Consider the following 18131-nt stretch of genomic DNA (forward strand, 5'->3'; position numbering starts at 1 on the left):
GGCGATAGCGTCGCTTCACAAGGTTTTTACAGGGATGCTGTTCGCATTCTCCTGCTTTTGAAAGTTAAAAATCAATGAAATATTTTAACAGAGCCTAAAATTTTATATGAAATTTCACTCTGCGATGATCTTTTTATAGTTGCTCCATATCGCGTTATCTTCGCTAAAATATGACAAGATCCCTTTCGCGTATCTATCGAAGGGGTTTTGCTCTTTATGAAGCTTTAGTCTTTGGCGAAATTTTAGATCGTAGCTGTTGTAGATCGCAGAGTATGGCACCGGGAAATCCGAGCCATAAAGCAACTTTTCGTGCACGCTCGTCTCTTGGCTTAGATGCCTTAGCATCTTGGCGCGAACGGGCGTTAGCAGCGCCGAAACGTCGGCGTAGAGGTTATCGTGCGTTTTTAAAAGCTCCAAAAGCGCGAAGTATTCTTTGTTGAAATTTCGAGGATTTTTGGAGAGCGATCTAAAGATATGCCTGCCCTCATAGCCAAGCGCCATGTGCGCGCAGATCGTTTTAACGCCTATTTTTATGGGATGATAGAGCATGCTTATCTGCTCGCAGCTTTTATCGGAATTTACCGAGCTTTCGCTACCGATGTGCACTACAAGTGGCAGATCAAGCTTCTTTAGCTTTTCAAAATATGGCGTGAATCTATCCTCTCTAGTATCCACGCCCCAGTAGTTTTGCAAAAATTTCGCCCCCTTAAAGCCCTTTTCGTAGTAATGATCGATGAGATCAAGCGCGTTTGGGCGCAGAGGGTTGATGGAGAAAAACGGCACGATGATGTCTTTGTTTTGCTCGTAAATTTCCAAAACATCGTCGTTTGAGGCGCAGACTGTTTTGTCTTTGTGTAAAATTTCGCCTTTTTCATTGACCTTCGCATCTACGCCAAAAAGTACGATCTTGTCCATAAATTTCGAGCTCCTGACGTTTCTTACGAGCCCTGCTTTATAGGACTCGTAAGGATTTTCGTAAAGCTCTTTTGCGCTTAGACCGAATTTCTTAGCAAAAAGCGTTATGGCGAATTTGTCGAAAATTCTATCGAATTTCACTTCGCTACTAAGCAGATGCGTGTGGCTATCGACGGTTTTCATCGCTCACCTAAAAGTGAGACCGCTAGGCTTTTTGCGCCTTTGAAATCGACCTTGCCGCTTCCAAGCATCGGCACGTCATCGACTAAAAACATGTAGCTTGGAAACATTATCGCAGGCAGGTTCGAGCTTTTTAATACCTGCTCGATATCCTCTGGTGCACTACTTTGCTTTACTAAAAGCGCGACGGCTTCGCCCTTTTTATCGTCAGGGACGTTTACCGCCGTAAATACCGCCTCGCCGCCAAGCACCTTGGCGATCTCCTCCTCGACGCTTCCTAGGCTTATCATCTCTCCGCCGATCTTGGCAAAGCGCGAATATCGATCGACGATGCTTACAAAACCGTTCTCGTCGACATGACCCTTGTCGCCTGTTTTGTAGTATCTGATGCCGTCTATCACGGCGATGACCTCGTTTGTTTTTTCTTCGTCGTTTAGATAGCCTTTCATTACCTGCGAGCCGCCTATGATGATGAGGCCGTCCTCGCCGACGTTAAGCTCTTCAAGCGTATTTGGATCGACGATCTTTATGATAGTGCCCGGAAGCGGCAGACCTACGGAGCCGGGCTTATTGAAGCTTAGCTCCTTAAGGCTCTCTTTTTCAAGGATGTTTGGCATATTCACAGCAACGACTGGTGCGGTCTCCGTGGTGCCGTATCCCTCGAAAATTTCGATCCCGAATTTTAGTTTGAATTCATCTTTTATCTCTTTTTTGAGCTTCTCGGCTCCCGCTACGACCATTCTAACGCTTTGAAACATCAAAGGAAGCAGCTTTTTGTTTTTAGCATAAAGCCTAAAGAACGTCGAAGTGCCAAAGAGTATGCTGACGTTGTGGCGTGCGGCCATCTTACCTATCATCGCGCCGTCTGTGGGGTCTGGCACGCTTACCATCTTTACGCCCTCGCAAAGTGGCATGAGCGTGGTCACGGTTAGGCCAAAGGAGTGAAATATCGGCAGAGAATTTAATATCACGTCATCTTTTCTGAAATTTAAAAGCTCGCTGATTTGCTTGATGTTTGCCAGTAAATTCTTGTGGCTCAGCTCGATGCCCTTTGGCTCTCCCTCGCTGCCGCTGCTAAACAATATAGTCGCCGTATCTTGCAGGCTGACCTTTTTGAAATTTAGCGCCTTGATGAGCCAAGCAGGGGCTAAAAACGCCGTTAGAAGCGAGCTGAATTTCGCCGATTTTGAAATTTGCTTGCTTAAATTTTCCACGTAGCGCACCTTGCCATCAAGTGAGCTTTTAAAGTCAAACCCCTTTGCCGCGAGCTTTTCTACGAATTTCTCCGACGTGATGACCTGGCTGATGTCAGCCTTTCTTAGAGCTGCACTTATGGCTTGTTCGCTTAGCGTGTAGTTGAGATTTACAGGGACTTTGCCGATGACAAAGAGCGCCATATTGACGATCGCACCCACAGATGAGCTAGGCAGCAAGACGCCCACATGCTTCTCGCCTGCTAGCTCGCATTTTAAAATTTTAGCGAAAACCAAAACGGCGGTTATGAATTTTAGATTGCTCAAATTTACGCCGATACTGTCTACTACGCACTCTTTAAAGAGGTCTGATTTCGCCATTTCAAGCCAGTGATGAGTGAGCGGCTTTTGATTTTGTATGAAATTTTCCCACGACGAGAAGCTGAGCTCAACTACTTTTTGCTTCATCTGCACATTGTCGATGAAGTGCCTTATCGGTTTTCCAAAGGCTACGATGATCTCTCTTTTGCCCCTTTTTCTGGTAAGCTCTTTGTAAAATTCGCTCGCTCTTGAAAAGCTCGAGCCCCAAAGTCCTCTTAGATAAAACGGCACGATGCAAATTTCCTCAAGCTCTCTTATGACTAGCTCAAAGCCCTTTTGAAATTCATTGATCTGGCCGTTGTAGCTGATGTGACCTTCGGGGAAGAGCGCGACTACTTCGCCGTTTTTTAGATGCTCTCTTATCAGCTCGATGGACTCTTTGCTGGCACCCGCACCTATCGGGATCACTTTAAAAAATTTAAATATCCAGCTTAGATACCATTTGTTGTAAATGCCTCGATACATCACGAATTTTATCCCTCTTGGGCTTGCTATTTGAAGCACGAGCCAGTCTATCCAGCTGATGTGGTTGCCAAGTAGCAGTACGCCGCCGCTTTGAGGTAAATTTTTAAGCCCTTCTACGTGGAAGCGGTAGTTTGTCTTTAAAATAGGCATTAATAAAAGCCTGGTAAAAAGGTGCGGAAGCTGCAAGATCGCATAGAGGCTACCTATAAAGCAAACAAACGCAGCAAAGATGAAAAGCCCGGTAGTTGAAATTTGAAGATAAACCAGCGCGATACTAATCAGCAAGAAAAGGATCATCGAGACGTTTTGCAAGAAGTTATTCCCCGCCATGATCTTGCCCATCGTTTTATCCGGCGCGAAGTATTGGATCGTCGCGTTAAGCGGCACGATGAAAATTCCGCCGAAAAGGCCAAACGCAAACGAGCAAAGCGTGACTGCCAGTATGCTCGAGCTCGAGCCAAAGAAAAACAGCGATAAAAATATGCCAAAAGCACCCACCGGCACGATGCCAAGCTCGATGTGAAATTTACTCATCGCACCGGCCGTATATGAGCCCGCGATGATGCCTATGGCGCTCACTGCCAAGATGGCTTGTATCGCAAGGGCGTTGTCGTCGTTAAATATCATCTTATAATGAGCCGGGAAGGCTGCGATCACTACCTGTGAAACGCCCCAAAACACGCTAAGCCCGATGATGCTAAGCCAGATGTTTTGATTTTGCCTGATGGCGCTTAAATTTTCTTTCAGATAGGAGAGCTTGAAGTATTTTTTAGCGTCGAATTTCTCTTTGAATTCAGCCTCGTTAGCCTCTATAAACGGCAGCTTGTAGGCAAAAAACGCCTCTAGCGTACTAAAGACGACTAGCAAAATTCCTATCATGTAGATGCTTGAAAGTATCTGCGAAGGATCGTCCGAGTGGGTGTATGAAATTTCAAAAACGTATGAAAACACGAACGAGCTAAAGAGTATCGCAACGATGGTGAGCGCTTGTATTATGCCGTTTGCCATACCTAAATTTTCAGTACCGACGAGGGATTTTACGATGCCGTATTTTGCAGGCGAATATATCGCGCTTTGAACTGCTAGTATGAACGTCATCAAGAATGCGACCTCAAAAAGCCCGGCCAAATAGCTAAAAAGTATCGCCACGCTTATCGCCACGCCCGCTAACGCGGCAACTCTGATGACCCTTGTTTTCGAGTATTTGTCGTTTATGAAGCCGGAGGGAGAGAAAAGCAGTATGAAAGGCAGCAAGATCATTGCATTCACCGCTGCAGTCAGGACGACTAGTGTGTCGCCTTCGTAGGTTTTTAAAAGCACGTTTTGGATCGTGATCTTGTGCGCAAGATCGATGCTTGCGTTTATGAACGCGATGGCAAGATACGGCAAAAAGCCCTTTATGGCCAGCAAATTTTTCATTTCGTTTCCTTTTTATAAGTATTTAATGTATGCATGTTTAGGATGTAAGGCTTTACGATGAGTAAGATGTCAAATAGATGCTTTAGCGTGTCGTTCGTGTCTTTTGCCGAGTTTTTGAGCGAGTCGATCGTCAGCGCGACTTCGTCTTTTGAAAGCTGCTGCGCTAAATTTACGTAGGCTTTGATGATGCCAAGCTCGCTCTTGCTAGAATTTACGATGATAGATAAAATTTCTCTTTCTTTGCCCGTGAATACACCGTCTCTTGGCATCAAAAATCCATCTTCGACCAGCTTTGAAATTTCATCTTTTGAGATCTTAAACTCGCCGGCAAGCTCATCGATGCTGTAAATTCTCGTGAAATTTGCGCCCATTATGAGCTCGAGCGTCTTAAAAAGCGTCTCGTAGGGGTTGTTCATATCAAAGCTTGGGTGACTAAAAAGCGCCTTTATCTGAGCGATAGAGGAGTTGAAATTTATCTGAAGATATTTGATAAATTCGATGATCTGCACGCATTTTTCCTCGTATAGATAGAGGTTTGGCTTTGGTTTATCAGGCTCCGGCAGCAGTCCTTCTTTAACGTAGTAAAGGATCGTGGACTTGGGAGTGTCGCTTTTTTGTATGAGCTCGTTCATCTTTAGCATTTGCGGATCTCCTTTTTTGAAATTTCGTGAAATATTACACCGGGTTAGCTTAAAAGAGTGTTAAGCGACACTTTACACTTTGTGAGGTAATCAAAAATATGAACGCCATATCAAAACATAGTCCAAATTTTAAACGTTAGCAAACGATAAATTCCTAAATTTACCTTTTTATCATACTTTTATATAAGCAAATATATAATTTTAAAAATATAAAACACTAAATTTTAGGAGAAAAAGAATGAATAAAATTCTTAAATTTACGTTGGTGCTTGCGCTTTTTGCATCGTCTTTGTTTGCCGAGCGCACGATAACCGATCAGCTTGGCAGAGAGGTGAAGCTACCAGATGAGGTCAAACGCATAGTTGTCTTACAGCATCAAAGCCTAAATGCGCTAAACGAGATAAACGCGATGGATAAGGTCGTGGGTGTTTTGCAAAGCTGGGAAAAACAGCTTGGCAAAGCCTATCTCAGGCTAGCTCCAAGTCTAAAAGACATGCCGACTCCGGGCGATCTAAAAACGATAAATTACGAGGCGGTGTTAAAGCTAAAGCCTGATGTTGTCATCGTCACAAACTACATCGCAAAAGATCAGCTGGCAAAAATGGACGAGCTGAAAATCCCTGTCGTTGGCGTGAGCTTTCAAAAGACTGATAGCAGCGTCAAAGACAAGCTAAATCCGACCTTCAAAGATGACGAGGTAGCCTATACTGAGGGCTTTTACGAGGGCATAGAGCTACTTGGCAAGGTCGCAAACCGCGAGAAAGAGGCTGACGAGCTCATCAAATATGTCAAAAAATCACAATCAGAGCTAAAAGCCAAAATGACCGGCCTAAAGAGTGCCAAAAGGGTCAAAATTTACATGGCAAATCCCGACTTGCACACCTATGGAAGCGGCAAATACACGGGAATTTTCTTTGAGCGAGCAGGCGGAGAGAACGTAGCCAAAAAGGACATCGTAGGAGCTAAGCAAATTTCAGCCGAGCAGCTTTTGGCTTGGGGTCCTGATATGATATTCGTCCAAGAGCGCTTCCCTCAAGTGCCAGCCGAGCTAAAGGACAACGCCGCGCTTAAAAATTTAAAAGCAATAAAAGACGGCAAAATTTTCATGATGCCTGAATACGCAAAAGCTTGGGGCTATCCGACAGCCGAGGCGATGGCGCTTGGTGAAGAGTGGCTAGCCATAAAGCTTTATCCACAGCTTTTTAACGGAGTGAATTTTGACAAAAAAGTAGAGGATTTTTACCACAAATTTTACAGAACGTCGTATAAATAATGCCTCTAATCTTGATCGGTATTTGGGTCTTGCTCTGTCTGGCTTCGCTGATGAGCGGGCAATACTCGCTAAATTTTCACGAGCTGGCTGAAATTTTGATGCTAAATTCCAGCGACCAGACGGCAAACAGCGTCGTTTTTGACATCAGGATCCCGCGGATATTGCTATCTAGTCTTTGTGGCGGGATACTGGCACTTTCCGGTCTTAGCCTGCAAGCAGTGTTTAAAAACCCACTCGTAGGCCCTCATATCATCGGCGTCAGCACAGCAGCAGCCTTTGGCGGTGCGCTTTGCATTTTGATAGGGCTTTGGAAATTTTACATCGTCGCGTTCGCCTTCTTTTTTGGGCTCGTAGCGCTTGCGATGCTTTATTTCATAGCTAAATTCATCGCCCGTGCCGACGTTTTTTCGCTCATTTTAGCAGGTATCGTGATAAACGGCGTATTTGCCGCACTAACTAGCCTCGTGCAGTATCTAGCCGACAACGAAGATGTGCTGCCAAACATCATCTACTGGCTGCTTGGAAGCTTTGTGAGCGCTAATTACGACAAACTGATTTTGATCGCTATCGTCTCGGCTCCTTGCGTCTTGCTGCTTTTGCTTATCAGGTATAGGTTTAACCTGCTTAGTCTAAACGACGAAGATCTAAAGGTGCTTGGCGTCAATATCACTCTGCTGCGCTCATTCATCCTGATCGTTTGTACGCTTTTGATAGCCGTTCAGGTCAGTGTCAGCGGCAATATCGGCTGGGTCGGGCTGGTCGTGCCTCACATCACGAGGCTCATCTGCGGCAGCGACCACGTCAGATCGATGCCAAACTGCTTCATCATCGGAGCGATATTCATGCTTTTCGTGGACGATCTAGCAAGGAGCATCAGTAGCTCCGAAGTGCCGCTTAGCATACTTTGCGCGCTTATCGGAAGTCCGATATTTGCGATTTTACTAAAAAGGAGCGCGGGTGGGAGATCTGCTTAAGATAAAAAACGCCGCGTTTTATTATGAAAGCGGCAAATTCCTCTTTCGCGGGCTAAATTTTAGCGTCAAAAGGGGCGAAATTTTAAGTATTTTAGGGCTAAACGGACAGGGCAAAAGCACTCTGATGTTTTGCATGATGGGAGTTTTTGCATTAAAAGAGGGTAAGATAAGCGGGGAAGCTAAATTTGCATTTTTACCTCAAAGCTTTAACGTAGCGTTTGATTATAGTGTCTTGGATATCGTTTTGATGGGGCGCATACGTGAAATTTCGATATTTTCAAAACCCGGCGCAAAAGATATCGAAATTTGCAAAAACTGCCTTGATATGCTTGAAATCTCACACCTCATCAAAAAGAGCTTCAACTCGCTTTCTGGCGGTCAAAGACAGCTCGTGCTCTTTGCCAGAGCGATGGCTAGCAACAGCGATGTGCTATTTTTAGACGAGCCCACATCGGCTTTGGATCTTAAAAACCAAGACCGGGTCCTAAGCCTCATCAAGAATTTAAAAGAGCAAAGCCAAGCGAGCATAGTTTTTACGACTCACCAGCCAAATCACGCATTAGCCGTCGCAAACAACACGCTCATACTAAAAAACGACCTAAGCTATGAATTTGGCAAGAGTCACGACGTGCTAACGGATGAAAATTTAAGTTCGCTTTACGACGTAGATGTAAGGACTATAAATTTTAGCCTAAACGGCGCGCAGATCCCCAGCATAACGCAAATTTTTACAACGCAAAAGAGCTAGGCGTCGTTTGCGTTGCTGTGGGTTTATTCGTCTTTAAAATAAGAACACGTAGATATGTCGCTGTTTAATAAAAAACGATACAAAGTGCCCGTGTGATCGCGTGCTCGCTCTAAATTTTGTAAAATTTTGACCAAGATCGGCAGTACTTTCTCGTCCTTTTTTAAAAGCTTATTCGCCTTTTTAAGAGCGCTGTTGCTCGCTTTTAGCTCGACACACTGCGTCCACCACCACTTTGCGCTCTTTCCGTTAAATTCGCTGTTTTTATCGATTTGATCTTTGAGGTCGATTATTTGGTTCGTGAGAGCTAAATTTTGCTTCCTCAAGGCCTTTAGCTCCTGCGTTTGTCTAAGAAATTCTTCATCCAGCTCTCTGCTCGCCCAAACACGAAAAAATTTCGCCTCCTTGCCACGAATGAAAAAGCCTAAAAACTCGACGCCTCTTAGCGTCCATTTTATGATCTCTTGACGTTTGCCGCTAGCGTGATCGTAGCTTTTGAAGTAGTGGATGCCAGGAACGAGTTCGTCTGAATGTTTGTGCCTAAGGTAGGCCAGGGTTTGATCCGTAGTGCTAAATTTTATTGCCGCTTCTTTGCTGGTAAAAGTTATAGGGTTCGTGATTTGCATGATTCCGCCTTTAAAATTTTATCTTTAAAAGCGGAATTGTTTTTGATCGTTTGCCTAAAGTGTCTTTAAGACCAAGTGGGCTACATGCCCAGTGTGGCTGAAATGATCGAAATTATCGCTAGTATGTCCATTTGATCTCCTTTAATTTGTCGTTAGCAAAGCTAAACTAAAAATGCGTTCGCTTGCAAAAGCGATGATTCATGAAGCCTTGTTAGGTTTCAAAACTCGGGTTTGCGTCATGCTACTTAAATTTATCGTAGCACTCGTTTGAGCTCAATTTTAGTGTATTTTGGCAAACTAATCTAAATTGAACAACGTCGCTTTTAAAAGAACTTTACAGATTTTTCTGTATCGTGGCTGGTATTATAGAGATTATTTCTTGTAATGTCAAGCAATATCAAGATTATTTATACATTGGTGTAAAATTTATACAGAGTTTTTCTGCATAAACGGTAGGTTTAAGAGGTGTTTTTCAGCGCTCTTTTTGAAGCTCGGAAATAATTTGCAAAAGGGTATTTATCTTTTCGACTTTATTTTTTAATTTATGATTTTCTAGTAGCAAATCAAGCGTTTTTATAGTGTGTTCAGGCAGATTATCGGCGTTTGCGACCCATTTTTGCACAGCCGTTATATGTATCCCCAGCCTTTGAGCCAGTTCTTTTTGCGTGATGCCAAGCACGGCGCAGACTCTTTTTACGATATTTTTCTCTGCCATCGTTTCGTCCTTATATTTTATTTCCCATTACACATCACTATTTTATATGTATGATTTCTTGTTGTTTAAATCCAAATCAATTTTATGGTGTGTAGTGATTACAGGGAGTTTATTAGTAGAAGCTATGCGCTCGTCGTAAGCAGTACATATCGTAATATTAATTTAATTTATAACGCTTCGGCTATAAAATAATAAAAGTGAAATTTCCTTTGTAATAGAATTTTCACATATTATCTAAAAATACTTAAAGAGCGCTTGAAAAGGCAAATTTAGTAGTATAAGTTTAAATTTAATATAATCTCTCAAAAGGACGCGTATGAAATTTTTAAACACTTTTTTTATCGGGATATTATTTGTCTTGGCTCCCATTTTTACGTTATTTGTCGGGCTTAAGAACAACTATTTCGCCCATTACGGCGTAAATGAATACTTCAATGCGATCTTTGTCGATAATGTGCCGTTTTTATGGCTCGTTCCGCTTTATTTCATATTTGGCTACGCGATGTTTTACGGGCCGTTTAGGAAAATTTTCAGAGGCTTTTATGCACTGCTTTTACTAGCTTGCGCCCTTAGCTGGTATCCGAAATTCGGGCTCTTGCTGGGCGAGAAAATCTTTATGAGCGAACCTTATGAAAAAGATATCTCCGTAGCTAAGGACGGCACGCATATACTAAACGGACGCGACGTTTATGTCGGGCGAGATAAAATTTATTTTTTGCTTGATGAGAGCGACAAGGTCATAAAAATCCCCAAATAAAAATTTTAACGGAATTTTACTTTTGTTTGGTTACAATACGCGTAAAATTTTAAAGGTTTAAAATGCGTATAAAACTACCACATATCCCGTATATCGCACATAAAATAGCAATCGATCTTTTAAATTGTGGCTTTGTGAAATTAAATAAAGGCGTTGAGCCGATAGTGGCTAAAGCGAGTGAAATTTTGACTGCCGACGTGCAAAAAGAGCGCGCCCTTGAAGAGAGGGTGAACGAGCTGCTAGAAAAGAACGAGGACGAGATGCAAAAGATGCAGATCGATCGTAAAAATATGTTCTGGCTCATAAAAAAGAAGCTTGCAAACGATTTTGGCGTGATTTTGACGCATGAAGATAGATTTAGCGACGTGGCGCACAAAATTTTAGAGGCCACTTGGAAAAGCAGCCTTATCGATTACAACGTATCTGAAAATCGCGTCAAAAACGTGATCTATGGCTCTATCGACGAGTATTTGAAAATTTATGAAAAGATAGAGGACGAGGTGCTTGAAAAGATCGATAACTACAAGCGTAAGCTAATACCGGGCACCGAGGAATACGATCTGGTATTCGAGCGACTCTATCAAGACGAGCTTAGAAAAAGGGGCATGCTTTAATGAACGCTTATATCTACATCGAAAACGGCGTGTTCTTGCAGGCTAAGGCCTTTGGCGCACCCGGTGAATGCGCAGGCGAGCTTGTTTTCAACACCTCTATGACGGGCTATGAGGAGATAATGAGCGATCCAAGTTACGCCGGGCAGTTTATCGTCTTTACTATGCCTGAGATCGGTATCGTGGGCATAAACGACGATGATATGGAGAGCTCTAAAATTCATGCAAGCGGTGTGATAATGAGAAGCTACAACGACGATCCCTCAAACTACCGCTCGCAAAGATCCTTGGGTAAATTTTTTGAAGAGCAGGGTAAATTCGGCGTTTATGATATAGACACCAGGTTTTTGACAAAAATGCTTCGCGACGAGGGAGCTTTGATGGCCTATATCTCGACGCAAATCAGCGATAAAGCCGAGCTCAAGCGCCGCCTAGAGGCAAGCAAGCGCATAGAAGAGATAAACTACGTAAAAACTATCAGCGTCACAAAGGGATACGAACACAAAAACGCCGCATGGGACAAAGGTGCGCAGACGTATAAACCGCTAAAAAGCATCGGTAAAAAGATCGCAGTGCTCGACTTTGGCGTAAAGCGAAATATATTGAACGAGCTTTGCGAGATAGGGCTTGAGGTGATCGTCGTGCCGCATGATACTAAGGCCGATACGCTCATCGCTAAATTTAAAAGCGGCGAGATAAACGGCGTGTTTTTATCAAACGGGCCTGGTGAGCCAAAGAGCCTGAAGTCCGAGATCGCCGAGATAAAAAAGATGGTGGAGGCTAGAATTCCTATTTTTGGTATCTGCCTTGGTCATCAGCTGTTATCAAATGCGATGGGCTATGAGACTTATAAACTGAAATTCGGCCAGCACGGCGCAAACCATCCTGTGCTGAATTTAGAGACCAAAACCATAGAAATAACCGCGCAAAATCACAACTACAACGTACCAGAAAGTATCGCTCAGATCGCTCATATAACGCACAGAAACCTCTTTGACGACACGATCGAGGGCGTGAGATACAAGGAGTATCCGGTATTTTCGGTGCAACATCACCCAGAGGCTAGTAGTGGCCCTAACGAAAGCAAATATATATTCAAACAGTTTTTACAAATTCTTTAAATCTATGGATCTTGTGAATTACTTGAGCGTCGTGAGCGTCGCTTTTTTTAGCAGTTTTGGCCATTGCATCGGGATGTGCGGCGGCTTTTTGAGCTTGCAATCGCTCTTTTTAAGAAACAAAAATAAACCTCAAACGATCCTTTTACTAGCGCTTTATCATCTAGCCAGAATTTTAGCTTATGCCTTGCTGGGCGCGCTATTTGGGGCTTTTGGAGGAGTTTTGGCACTCTCAGGCACTTGGCGTGCGGCGATATTTTTCATCGTTGGAATTTTGCTCGTGGCACTTGGCGTTGCGCTTTGGGTCAGGGGCGGGCTTTTAAAACTCGTAGAAAACGATAAAATTTCAAAATTCATAGCCTCGTGCGCGCTTAATGTCGGTAAAACCCCCGGTCTTTTAAATTTCATCACTCTTGGCTTTTTAAACGGCTTATTGCCGTGCGGAGTGGTGTATTATTTCGCGGCTGTGGCGGTGGCTAGTATGTCGGCGCTAAACGGTGCGACGATAATGCTCGTCTTTGGGCTTTGCACGATACCGGCGATGATGTCGGTCGCTCTGTTTTTTGGGCTGATTAGTGAAAGATTTAAGCAAATAATGTTTAAAATATCATTAGTAATCATAATATCAAACGGAATTTATCTTACATTTTTGGGATATATGGCCAATGGATAATGTAAAGGCGAGATTTAGACAGTATCAAAATGCGATAGAAGAAAGCAATATCGTATCAAAGACCGATGTTAACGGCATCATCACCTTTGTAAACGACGAATTTTGCAAGATCAGTGGATACAGCAAAAATGAGCTCATAGGCGCGAACCACAACATCGTTCGCCACCCCGACGAGCCTGCGCAGAGGTTTAAAGAGCTTTGGGATACGATACTTGATAAAAAAGTCTATAAAACCATCGCCAAAAACCTGACTAAAGACGGGCGAGTGATCTATCTAAACACGACGATCATCCCGATCCTAAATTTAAAGGGCGAGATAGAGGAATTTTTAGCGATCCGCCACGACGTGACTAAGGTCATCGAGCTAAACGAGCAGCTTTTAAAGGCGCAAGATGAGCTTAGAGCGCTAAATTTAGGACTTGAAGAGCGAGTGAGAGAGCAGACTAAGGAGCTTAGGCAGCTTAATGAAAATTTACAAGATATCGTAAAGACTGAGATCGCTAAAAACGAGGAAAAGACTAAAATTTTGCTCGTTCAGTCCAGGTTTGCCAGTATGGGCGAGATGATAGCAAATATCGCTCATCAGTGGAGACAGCCTCTAAACGAGCTTGGCATCGTGCTTTTTAAAATGAAAAAGCTCGTCCAAGAGGGCGGGTCGGAATTTGAAAATTCCTACAACCGCTGTAAAAACATCATAAAAAATATGTCAAACACGATCGAGGATTTCAGGGGATTTTTCTCGGTAAATCAGCCAAATGAAAATTTTGGTCTTGAAAGCGTGGTAAAGGACTCGATCTTTATGATACAAGGCATGCTTGAAAAAGATGGCGTGCGGCTAAATTTGGACTTTAAAGACGATGCTGAAATTTACGGCCACAAACGTCAGCTCGAGCAAGTCGTCATAAACCTGCTAAATAACGCAAGAGACGCGCTAAACGAGCGAAACGTGAAAGATAAGCGCATCGATATAAGCGTTTATAAAGAGGCAGGATACGGCGTTTTGAAGGTGCATGATAACGGCGGCGGGATAGAGGGCGACGTGAAGGATAAAATTTTCGAACCTTATTTCACGACGAAGCATGCCTCAAGAGGGACTGGCATCGGGCTATATATGTCAAAGCTGATAATTGATAAATTTAAAGGAGTCATAGAGGTGATGAACGAAAACGGGGGAGCTTCATTTATACTAAAGCTTCCGTGCAAAGGAGAGGACGATGAGTAAAATTTTAGAAAATTTGACGATCTTGATCGTAGAGGATGAAAATGAGACCAGAAAGCTCATGCAAGATGTCATGCAGGGCGAATTCGCCAAGGTCGTGAGCGCACAAAATGGCGATGAAGGGCTGAAAAAATTTAAAAAATATAACCCCGATATCGTAGTCACCGATATAGCGATGCCTATATCAGACGGCCTTGATATGGCTATGCAGATAAAAGAGATATCAAAAGATACGCCGGTAGTCGTGCTGAGCGCTCACAGCGAAAAAGAGAAGCTTTTAAAAGCTATCGATGTAGGCATAGACAAATACGTCATAAAGCCTATCGATATGGACGAGTTTTTGACGACGCTTGAGATCGTAGCTAAAAGCAAGATAGAGACTACGAATATAATTGAGATCGCAAACGGATATAGCTTTAATAAGATCAAACGCGTGCTCATCAGAAACGGCGTCGAGATCGCGCTGACTAAAAAAGAGCTCGCATTCATCTCGCTTTTGATAAAGAGGCTTGGCACGCTTGTGCTGCATGATGAGATAAAAAATGTAGTTTGGGTCGGCGAAAACGTCACGGAAGCCGCGATAAGAACCTTTGTAAAGCGCGTGCGAGATAAGGTCGGTAGTGATTTCATAAAAAATATCCCGGGACTTGGCTATAAGATCGATATAAATTTATGACGTAGCTTAGAATAATATAAATTTATATCATTTAAGTTTCTTTATATAGTTAATATTTTAAAATAACATCGATTATATTTTTGATTAATGCGAAATAAACAAGGAGGAATTTTATGCGACCGTCTGATATGCTGCATTATGACTACAGCGTGGCGAAGCTCTTTATGTTTTCGACGATAATATTTGGCATCGTCGGCATGGCTATCGGCGTTATCATCGCCTTTGAGATGGCCTGTCCGCAGATAAATCATATCATCGGCGAATACTCGGCTTTTGGCAGATTGCGCCCGCTTCACACAAACGGCATCATCTTTGGCTTTATGCTTTCTGGTATTTTTTCTACTTGGTACTACATCGGACAGCGCGTCTTGAAGGTCTCGATGAGCGAATCACCGTTTTTGATGTTTATAGGTAAATTTCACTTTTGGCTTTACATGCTCGTCATGGTAGCTGCCGTGGTGAGCCTTTTTGCCGGATTTAGCACTGCAAAGGAGTATGCCGAGCTAGAGTGGCCTATCGATATAGGTGTCGTGCTAGTTTGGGTGCTTTGGGGGGTCAGTATATTCGGACTCATCGGGATTCGCCGCGAGAAGACGCTTTATATCTCGGTTTGGTACTATATAGCGACGTTCCTTGGCGTTGCGATGCTTTATCTTTTTAATAATATGGAAATTCCGACTCGCCTAGTCAGCGGATATGGCTCGTGGCTACACTCGGTCTCGATGTATGCAGGCTCAAATGACGCGCTCGTTCAGTGGTGGTACGGGCATAACGCCGTTGCGTTCGTCTTTACCGTCGCCATAATCGCTCAAATTTACTACTTTTTGCCAAAGGAGAGCGGTCAGCCGATATTTTCGTATAAATTATCGCTCTTTTCGTTTTGGGGGCTGATGTTTATCTATCTTTGGGCGGGCGGACATCATCTCATCTACTCTGCGACGCCTGATTGGATGCAGACTATGGGCTCGGTATTTTCAGTCGTCTTAATACTGCCGTCTTGGGGATCGGCGATAAATATCCTTCTAACGATGAAGGGCGAATGGACGCAGCTTAGAGAGAGCCCGCTAATAAAATTTATGGTTTTAGCTTCGACGTTTTATATGTTCTCGACGCTTGAAGGGCCGATACTCTCGATAAAATCAGTCAACGCTCTCGCACACTTTACGGACTGGGTGCCAGGTCACGTGCATGACGGCGCACTTGGCTGGGTCGGCTTTATGATAATGGCTGCGATGTATCACATGACGCCAAGATTTTTCAAACGTGAAATTTACTCAAAATCTATCATGGAGGCGCAGTTTTGGGTGCAAACGACTGGTATCGTGCTGTATTTTGCCTCTATGTGGATAGCCGGTATCACACAGGGAATGATGTGGCGCGCGACTGATAGTTACGGCAGCTTACTTTACTCTTTCATCGATACGGTCGTCGTTTTGATACCGTATTATTGGATAAGGGCTATCGGAGGACTGCTCTATCTCATCGGCTTTTTGATGTTCGTTTATAATATCTATAAATCCATGTCCGCGCCTAAAATAAGCGCGGAGCCTAAGAGCGCTTCGCCTATGGGCACACGCGCCAGTGCGGAGGTGATGTGATGTTTGCTTGGTTGGAAAAAAATCCTTTCTTCTTTGCCGTAGGCGTTTTTATCGTCATCGCATACGCAGGCGTGATCGAAATTTTACCTGATTTTGCAAATCGCGCCAGGCCGCTTGAGGGAGTGAAGCCGTATAGCGTTTTGCAGCTTGCCGGCAAAAACATATATATGCAAGATGGCTGCAACACCTGCCATTCGCAAATGATACGCCCGTTTAAGTCAGAGACCGATAGATACGGCATGTATTCGCTAAGCGGTGAATACGCATACGATCGTCCGCATCTTTGGGGCTCGAAGCGCACAGGCCCTGATCTAAAGCGAGTTGGAAACTACCGCACGACCGACTGGCATGAGAATCACATGAAAGAGCCGGCATCTGTCGTGCCGGGCTCGATAATGCCGACGTATGAGCATATGTTTAAGAAAAATGCCGATATCGATACGGCCTACGCCGAGGCGCTTACCGTTAAAAAGGTCTTTGGTGCGCCTTACGATACGCAGGATATGCCGGCTCTTGGCACTTTCGAGCAAGTAAGCACGTCCGTGAAAGAGGAAGCCGGTGCGATAGTAGAGCAGATGAAAGACGAAGAGGTGAAAAAGGCTTACGAAAACGGCGAGATACGCCAGATAGTAGCCCTCATCGCCTATCTAAATAGCCTAAAATAGGAGCCAGAAATGGATATCAGAGAATTTCAAGCTTACGGATATTTTTTCTTCACCGTTTTTTTAGTGCTCGTTTTATACGGATATTTTTATCATCTTTACAAGTCCGAGCGCACGGGCAGGCGAGACTATGAGAGATACTCGAATTTAGCGCTAAACGATGAGTTTGAAAGTGAAATTTTAGAGCGAAACAGCGACGAGAAAGGACGATGATGCAGTGGTTCAACCTACAAGATAATGTAAATTTACTCTCCTTGATCGGAGCGCTCGTCATCATCGTTTTGACGATAGCAGTCGCCGGCAGATATGTCAGTCAGATGAAGGTGGCAAAAGACAGCACCGCACCGCTTAGCGAGCACAGCTGGGACGGCATAGGCGAATACAAAAACGACGTCCCGCTTGGCTGGGCGATAGTGTTCGTGCTGACGCTGGTTTGGGCGATCTGGTATTATCTGCTTGGATATCCTTTGAATTCTTACTCCCAGATCGGTGAATACAACGATGAAGTCAAGGCGATGAATGCGAAATTTGAAAAAGAGTATGCAAACCCTGACGCAAAGACGCTTCATGCGATGGGCGAGGGCGTGTATCTAGTCCAATGCGCCGCATGTCATGGCATCACGGGTGATGGTATAAACGGCAAGGCCGCAGATCTAAAAATCTGGGGTAGCCAAAAGGCGATCTATGATGTCATCATGAACGGCTCAAAGGGACTTGACTACCCTATGGGCGAGATGCCAGGAGGGCTGGTTGATGAGGAGAGCGCCAAGGCCATCGCAGCCTACGTGGCTAAGGATATAAGCGGCATCAAACAAACGCCTAACGAGGATTTGGTAGAGACGGGCAAGGCGATGTTTGCAGCCTGTGCAGCCTGCCACGGCGAGGATGGCAAAGGCATGGACGGTATGAGCCCCGATCTTAGCAGATACGGCACCGCAGACTTTGTCGTGGATGTCTTGCAGCGAGGTAAAAAGGGCGCTATCGGCACGATGCCTAAATTTAGCGACGGCAGGCTAAATTCCGTGCAGCAAAAGGCCGTGGGCGAGTATGTTTTGTCGCTTTCAAGGGGAGAATGATGGAAAATACCAATAGAAACGTTTTTGCGTTAAACGGCCTGACCGGCATGCTCGTAGCGACTGTGCTTTTGCTCGTTATCTTGGCGGTTTTGACATGCCTTGGCATATCGGTTCAAAAAGATGTCGCGAGCAAACCTTACACGATACAAGATCCAAGCGGCATCCAGATGAAAAGCCTAGATAACGCCAAACACGTGAAGATAAAGGAGTAGTG

The 18131-nt window shown here is 44.1% G+C and carries 19 protein-coding genes; 14 read left to right on the plus strand and 5 right to left on the minus strand.

Annotated elements, in window-relative coordinates; genetic code table 11:
* Positions 1 to 114: 114 nt before the first annotated feature.
* From CCVT_RS01320 to CCVT_RS01330, 3 genes are read right to left on the minus strand one after another with little or no spacing between them, the layout of a single operon-like run.
* On the minus strand, positions 115 to 1098 hold the full coding sequence (locus CCVT_RS01320; protein ID WP_018137476.1) for an amidohydrolase family protein: 984 nt from the start codon (positions 1096 to 1098) through the stop codon (positions 115 to 117).
* Positions 1095 to 4553 carry an acyl-[ACP]--phospholipid O-acyltransferase gene (locus CCVT_RS01325; RefSeq protein WP_018137477.1) on the minus strand — a complete coding sequence of 1153 codons (3459 nt, stop codon included), beginning with the start codon at positions 4551 to 4553 and terminating at the stop codon, positions 1095 to 1097. Before CCVT_RS01325 ends, CCVT_RS01320 begins: the two co-directional genes overlap by 4 nt.
* Positions 4550 to 5194 carry a MerR family transcriptional regulator gene (locus tag CCVT_RS01330; RefSeq protein WP_018137478.1) on the minus strand — a complete coding sequence of 215 codons (645 nt, stop codon included), beginning with the start codon at positions 5192 to 5194 and terminating at the stop codon, positions 4550 to 4552. The genes CCVT_RS01325 and CCVT_RS01330 overlap by 4 nt, the downstream gene beginning before the upstream one ends.
* Positions 5195 to 5432: 238 nt before the next feature.
* On the opposite strand from CCVT_RS01330, the gene CCVT_RS01335 reads away from it, so the two are divergent.
* Genes CCVT_RS01335 through CCVT_RS01345 form a run of 3 tightly spaced genes read left to right on the plus strand, consistent with a single transcriptional unit; the run spans position 5433 to position 8189 of the window.
* Positions 5433 to 6467, plus strand: coding sequence for an ABC transporter substrate-binding protein (locus CCVT_RS01335; RefSeq protein WP_018137479.1), 1035 nt, complete (start codon positions 5433 to 5435; stop codon positions 6465 to 6467).
* Entirely contained in the window at positions 6467 to 7441 is a 975-nt protein-coding gene (locus CCVT_RS01340; RefSeq protein WP_018137480.1) for a FecCD family ABC transporter permease, read from the plus strand. The genes CCVT_RS01335 and CCVT_RS01340 overlap by 1 nt, the downstream gene beginning before the upstream one ends.
* The gene (locus CCVT_RS01345) at positions 7425 to 8189 is read left to right on the plus strand and encodes an ABC transporter ATP-binding protein (protein ID WP_018137481.1); all 765 of its coding nucleotides are present in this window, start codon (positions 7425 to 7427) and stop codon (positions 8187 to 8189) included. The genes CCVT_RS01340 and CCVT_RS01345 overlap by 17 nt, the downstream gene beginning before the upstream one ends.
* A 23-nt stretch (positions 8190 to 8212) precedes the next feature.
* Here the strand turns inward: CCVT_RS01345 and CCVT_RS01350 are convergent, their stop codons facing one another.
* Positions 8213 to 8812, minus strand: coding sequence for a hypothetical protein (locus tag CCVT_RS01350; protein WP_018137482.1), 600 nt, complete (start codon positions 8810 to 8812; stop codon positions 8213 to 8215).
* A 472-nt stretch (positions 8813 to 9284) separates the two neighbouring features.
* A complete protein-coding gene (locus CCVT_RS01355; RefSeq protein WP_018137483.1) occupies positions 9285 to 9527 on the minus strand; it encodes a helix-turn-helix domain-containing protein in 243 nt (80 codons plus the stop codon).
* A 316-nt stretch (positions 9528 to 9843) separates the two neighbouring features.
* On the opposite strand from CCVT_RS01355, the gene CCVT_RS01360 reads away from it, so the two are divergent.
* The 11 genes from CCVT_RS01360 (at position 9844) to CCVT_RS01410 (ending at position 18129) form a co-directional block, all read left to right on the plus strand.
* Complete coding sequence (locus CCVT_RS01360) at positions 9844 to 10284, plus strand: hypothetical protein (protein WP_018137484.1); 441 nt, start codon at positions 9844 to 9846, stop codon at positions 10282 to 10284.
* 62 nt (positions 10285 to 10346) lie between these two features.
* Positions 10347 to 10898: a DUF507 family protein gene (locus CCVT_RS01365; protein ID WP_018137485.1), complete on the plus strand. Its 552-nt coding sequence runs from the start codon at positions 10347 to 10349 to the stop codon at positions 10896 to 10898.
* Complete coding sequence (gene carA / locus CCVT_RS01370; protein ID WP_018137486.1) at positions 10898 to 12016, plus strand: glutamine-hydrolyzing carbamoyl-phosphate synthase small subunit; 1119 nt, start codon at positions 10898 to 10900, stop codon at positions 12014 to 12016. Before CCVT_RS01365 ends, carA begins: the two co-directional genes overlap by 1 nt.
* A gap of 4 nt (positions 12017 to 12020) precedes the next feature.
* Positions 12021 to 12686, plus strand: a complete 666-nt coding sequence (locus CCVT_RS01375; RefSeq protein WP_026175559.1) for a sulfite exporter TauE/SafE family protein — start codon at positions 12021 to 12023, stop codon at positions 12684 to 12686.
* On the plus strand, positions 12679 to 13908 hold the full coding sequence (locus tag CCVT_RS01380; RefSeq protein ID WP_018137488.1) for a PAS domain-containing sensor histidine kinase: 1230 nt from the start codon (positions 12679 to 12681) through the stop codon (positions 13906 to 13908). The genes CCVT_RS01375 and CCVT_RS01380 overlap by 8 nt, the downstream gene beginning before the upstream one ends.
* Positions 13901 to 14581, plus strand: coding sequence for a response regulator transcription factor (locus tag CCVT_RS01385; RefSeq protein WP_018137489.1), 681 nt, complete (start codon positions 13901 to 13903; stop codon positions 14579 to 14581). Before CCVT_RS01380 ends, CCVT_RS01385 begins: the two co-directional genes overlap by 8 nt.
* A gap of 113 nt (positions 14582 to 14694) precedes the next feature.
* Positions 14695 to 16179, plus strand: a complete 1485-nt coding sequence (ccoN, locus tag CCVT_RS01390; RefSeq protein ID WP_018137490.1) for a cytochrome-c oxidase, cbb3-type subunit I — start codon at positions 14695 to 14697, stop codon at positions 16177 to 16179.
* A complete protein-coding gene (gene ccoO / locus CCVT_RS01395; protein ID WP_018137491.1) occupies positions 16179 to 16844 on the plus strand; it encodes a cytochrome-c oxidase, cbb3-type subunit II in 666 nt (221 codons plus the stop codon). Before ccoN ends, ccoO begins: the two co-directional genes overlap by 1 nt.
* Positions 16845 to 16853: 9 nt before the next feature.
* Positions 16854 to 17054, plus strand: coding sequence for a cytochrome c oxidase, cbb3-type, CcoQ subunit (locus CCVT_RS01400; protein ID WP_009650665.1), 201 nt, complete (start codon positions 16854 to 16856; stop codon positions 17052 to 17054).
* Positions 17054 to 17917, plus strand: coding sequence for a c-type cytochrome (locus tag CCVT_RS01405; RefSeq protein ID WP_018137492.1), 864 nt, complete (start codon positions 17054 to 17056; stop codon positions 17915 to 17917). Before CCVT_RS01400 ends, CCVT_RS01405 begins: the two co-directional genes overlap by 1 nt.
* Entirely contained in the window at positions 17917 to 18129 is a 213-nt protein-coding gene (locus CCVT_RS01410) for a DUF4006 family protein (protein ID WP_018137493.1), read from the plus strand. Before CCVT_RS01405 ends, CCVT_RS01410 begins: the two co-directional genes overlap by 1 nt.
* The last annotated feature ends 2 nt before the right edge of the window (positions 18130 to 18131 follow it).

It is taken from the genome of Campylobacter curvus, from assembly GCF_013372125.1.
Taxonomy (GTDB): domain Bacteria; phylum Campylobacterota; class Campylobacteria; order Campylobacterales; family Campylobacteraceae; genus Campylobacter_A; species Campylobacter_A curvus.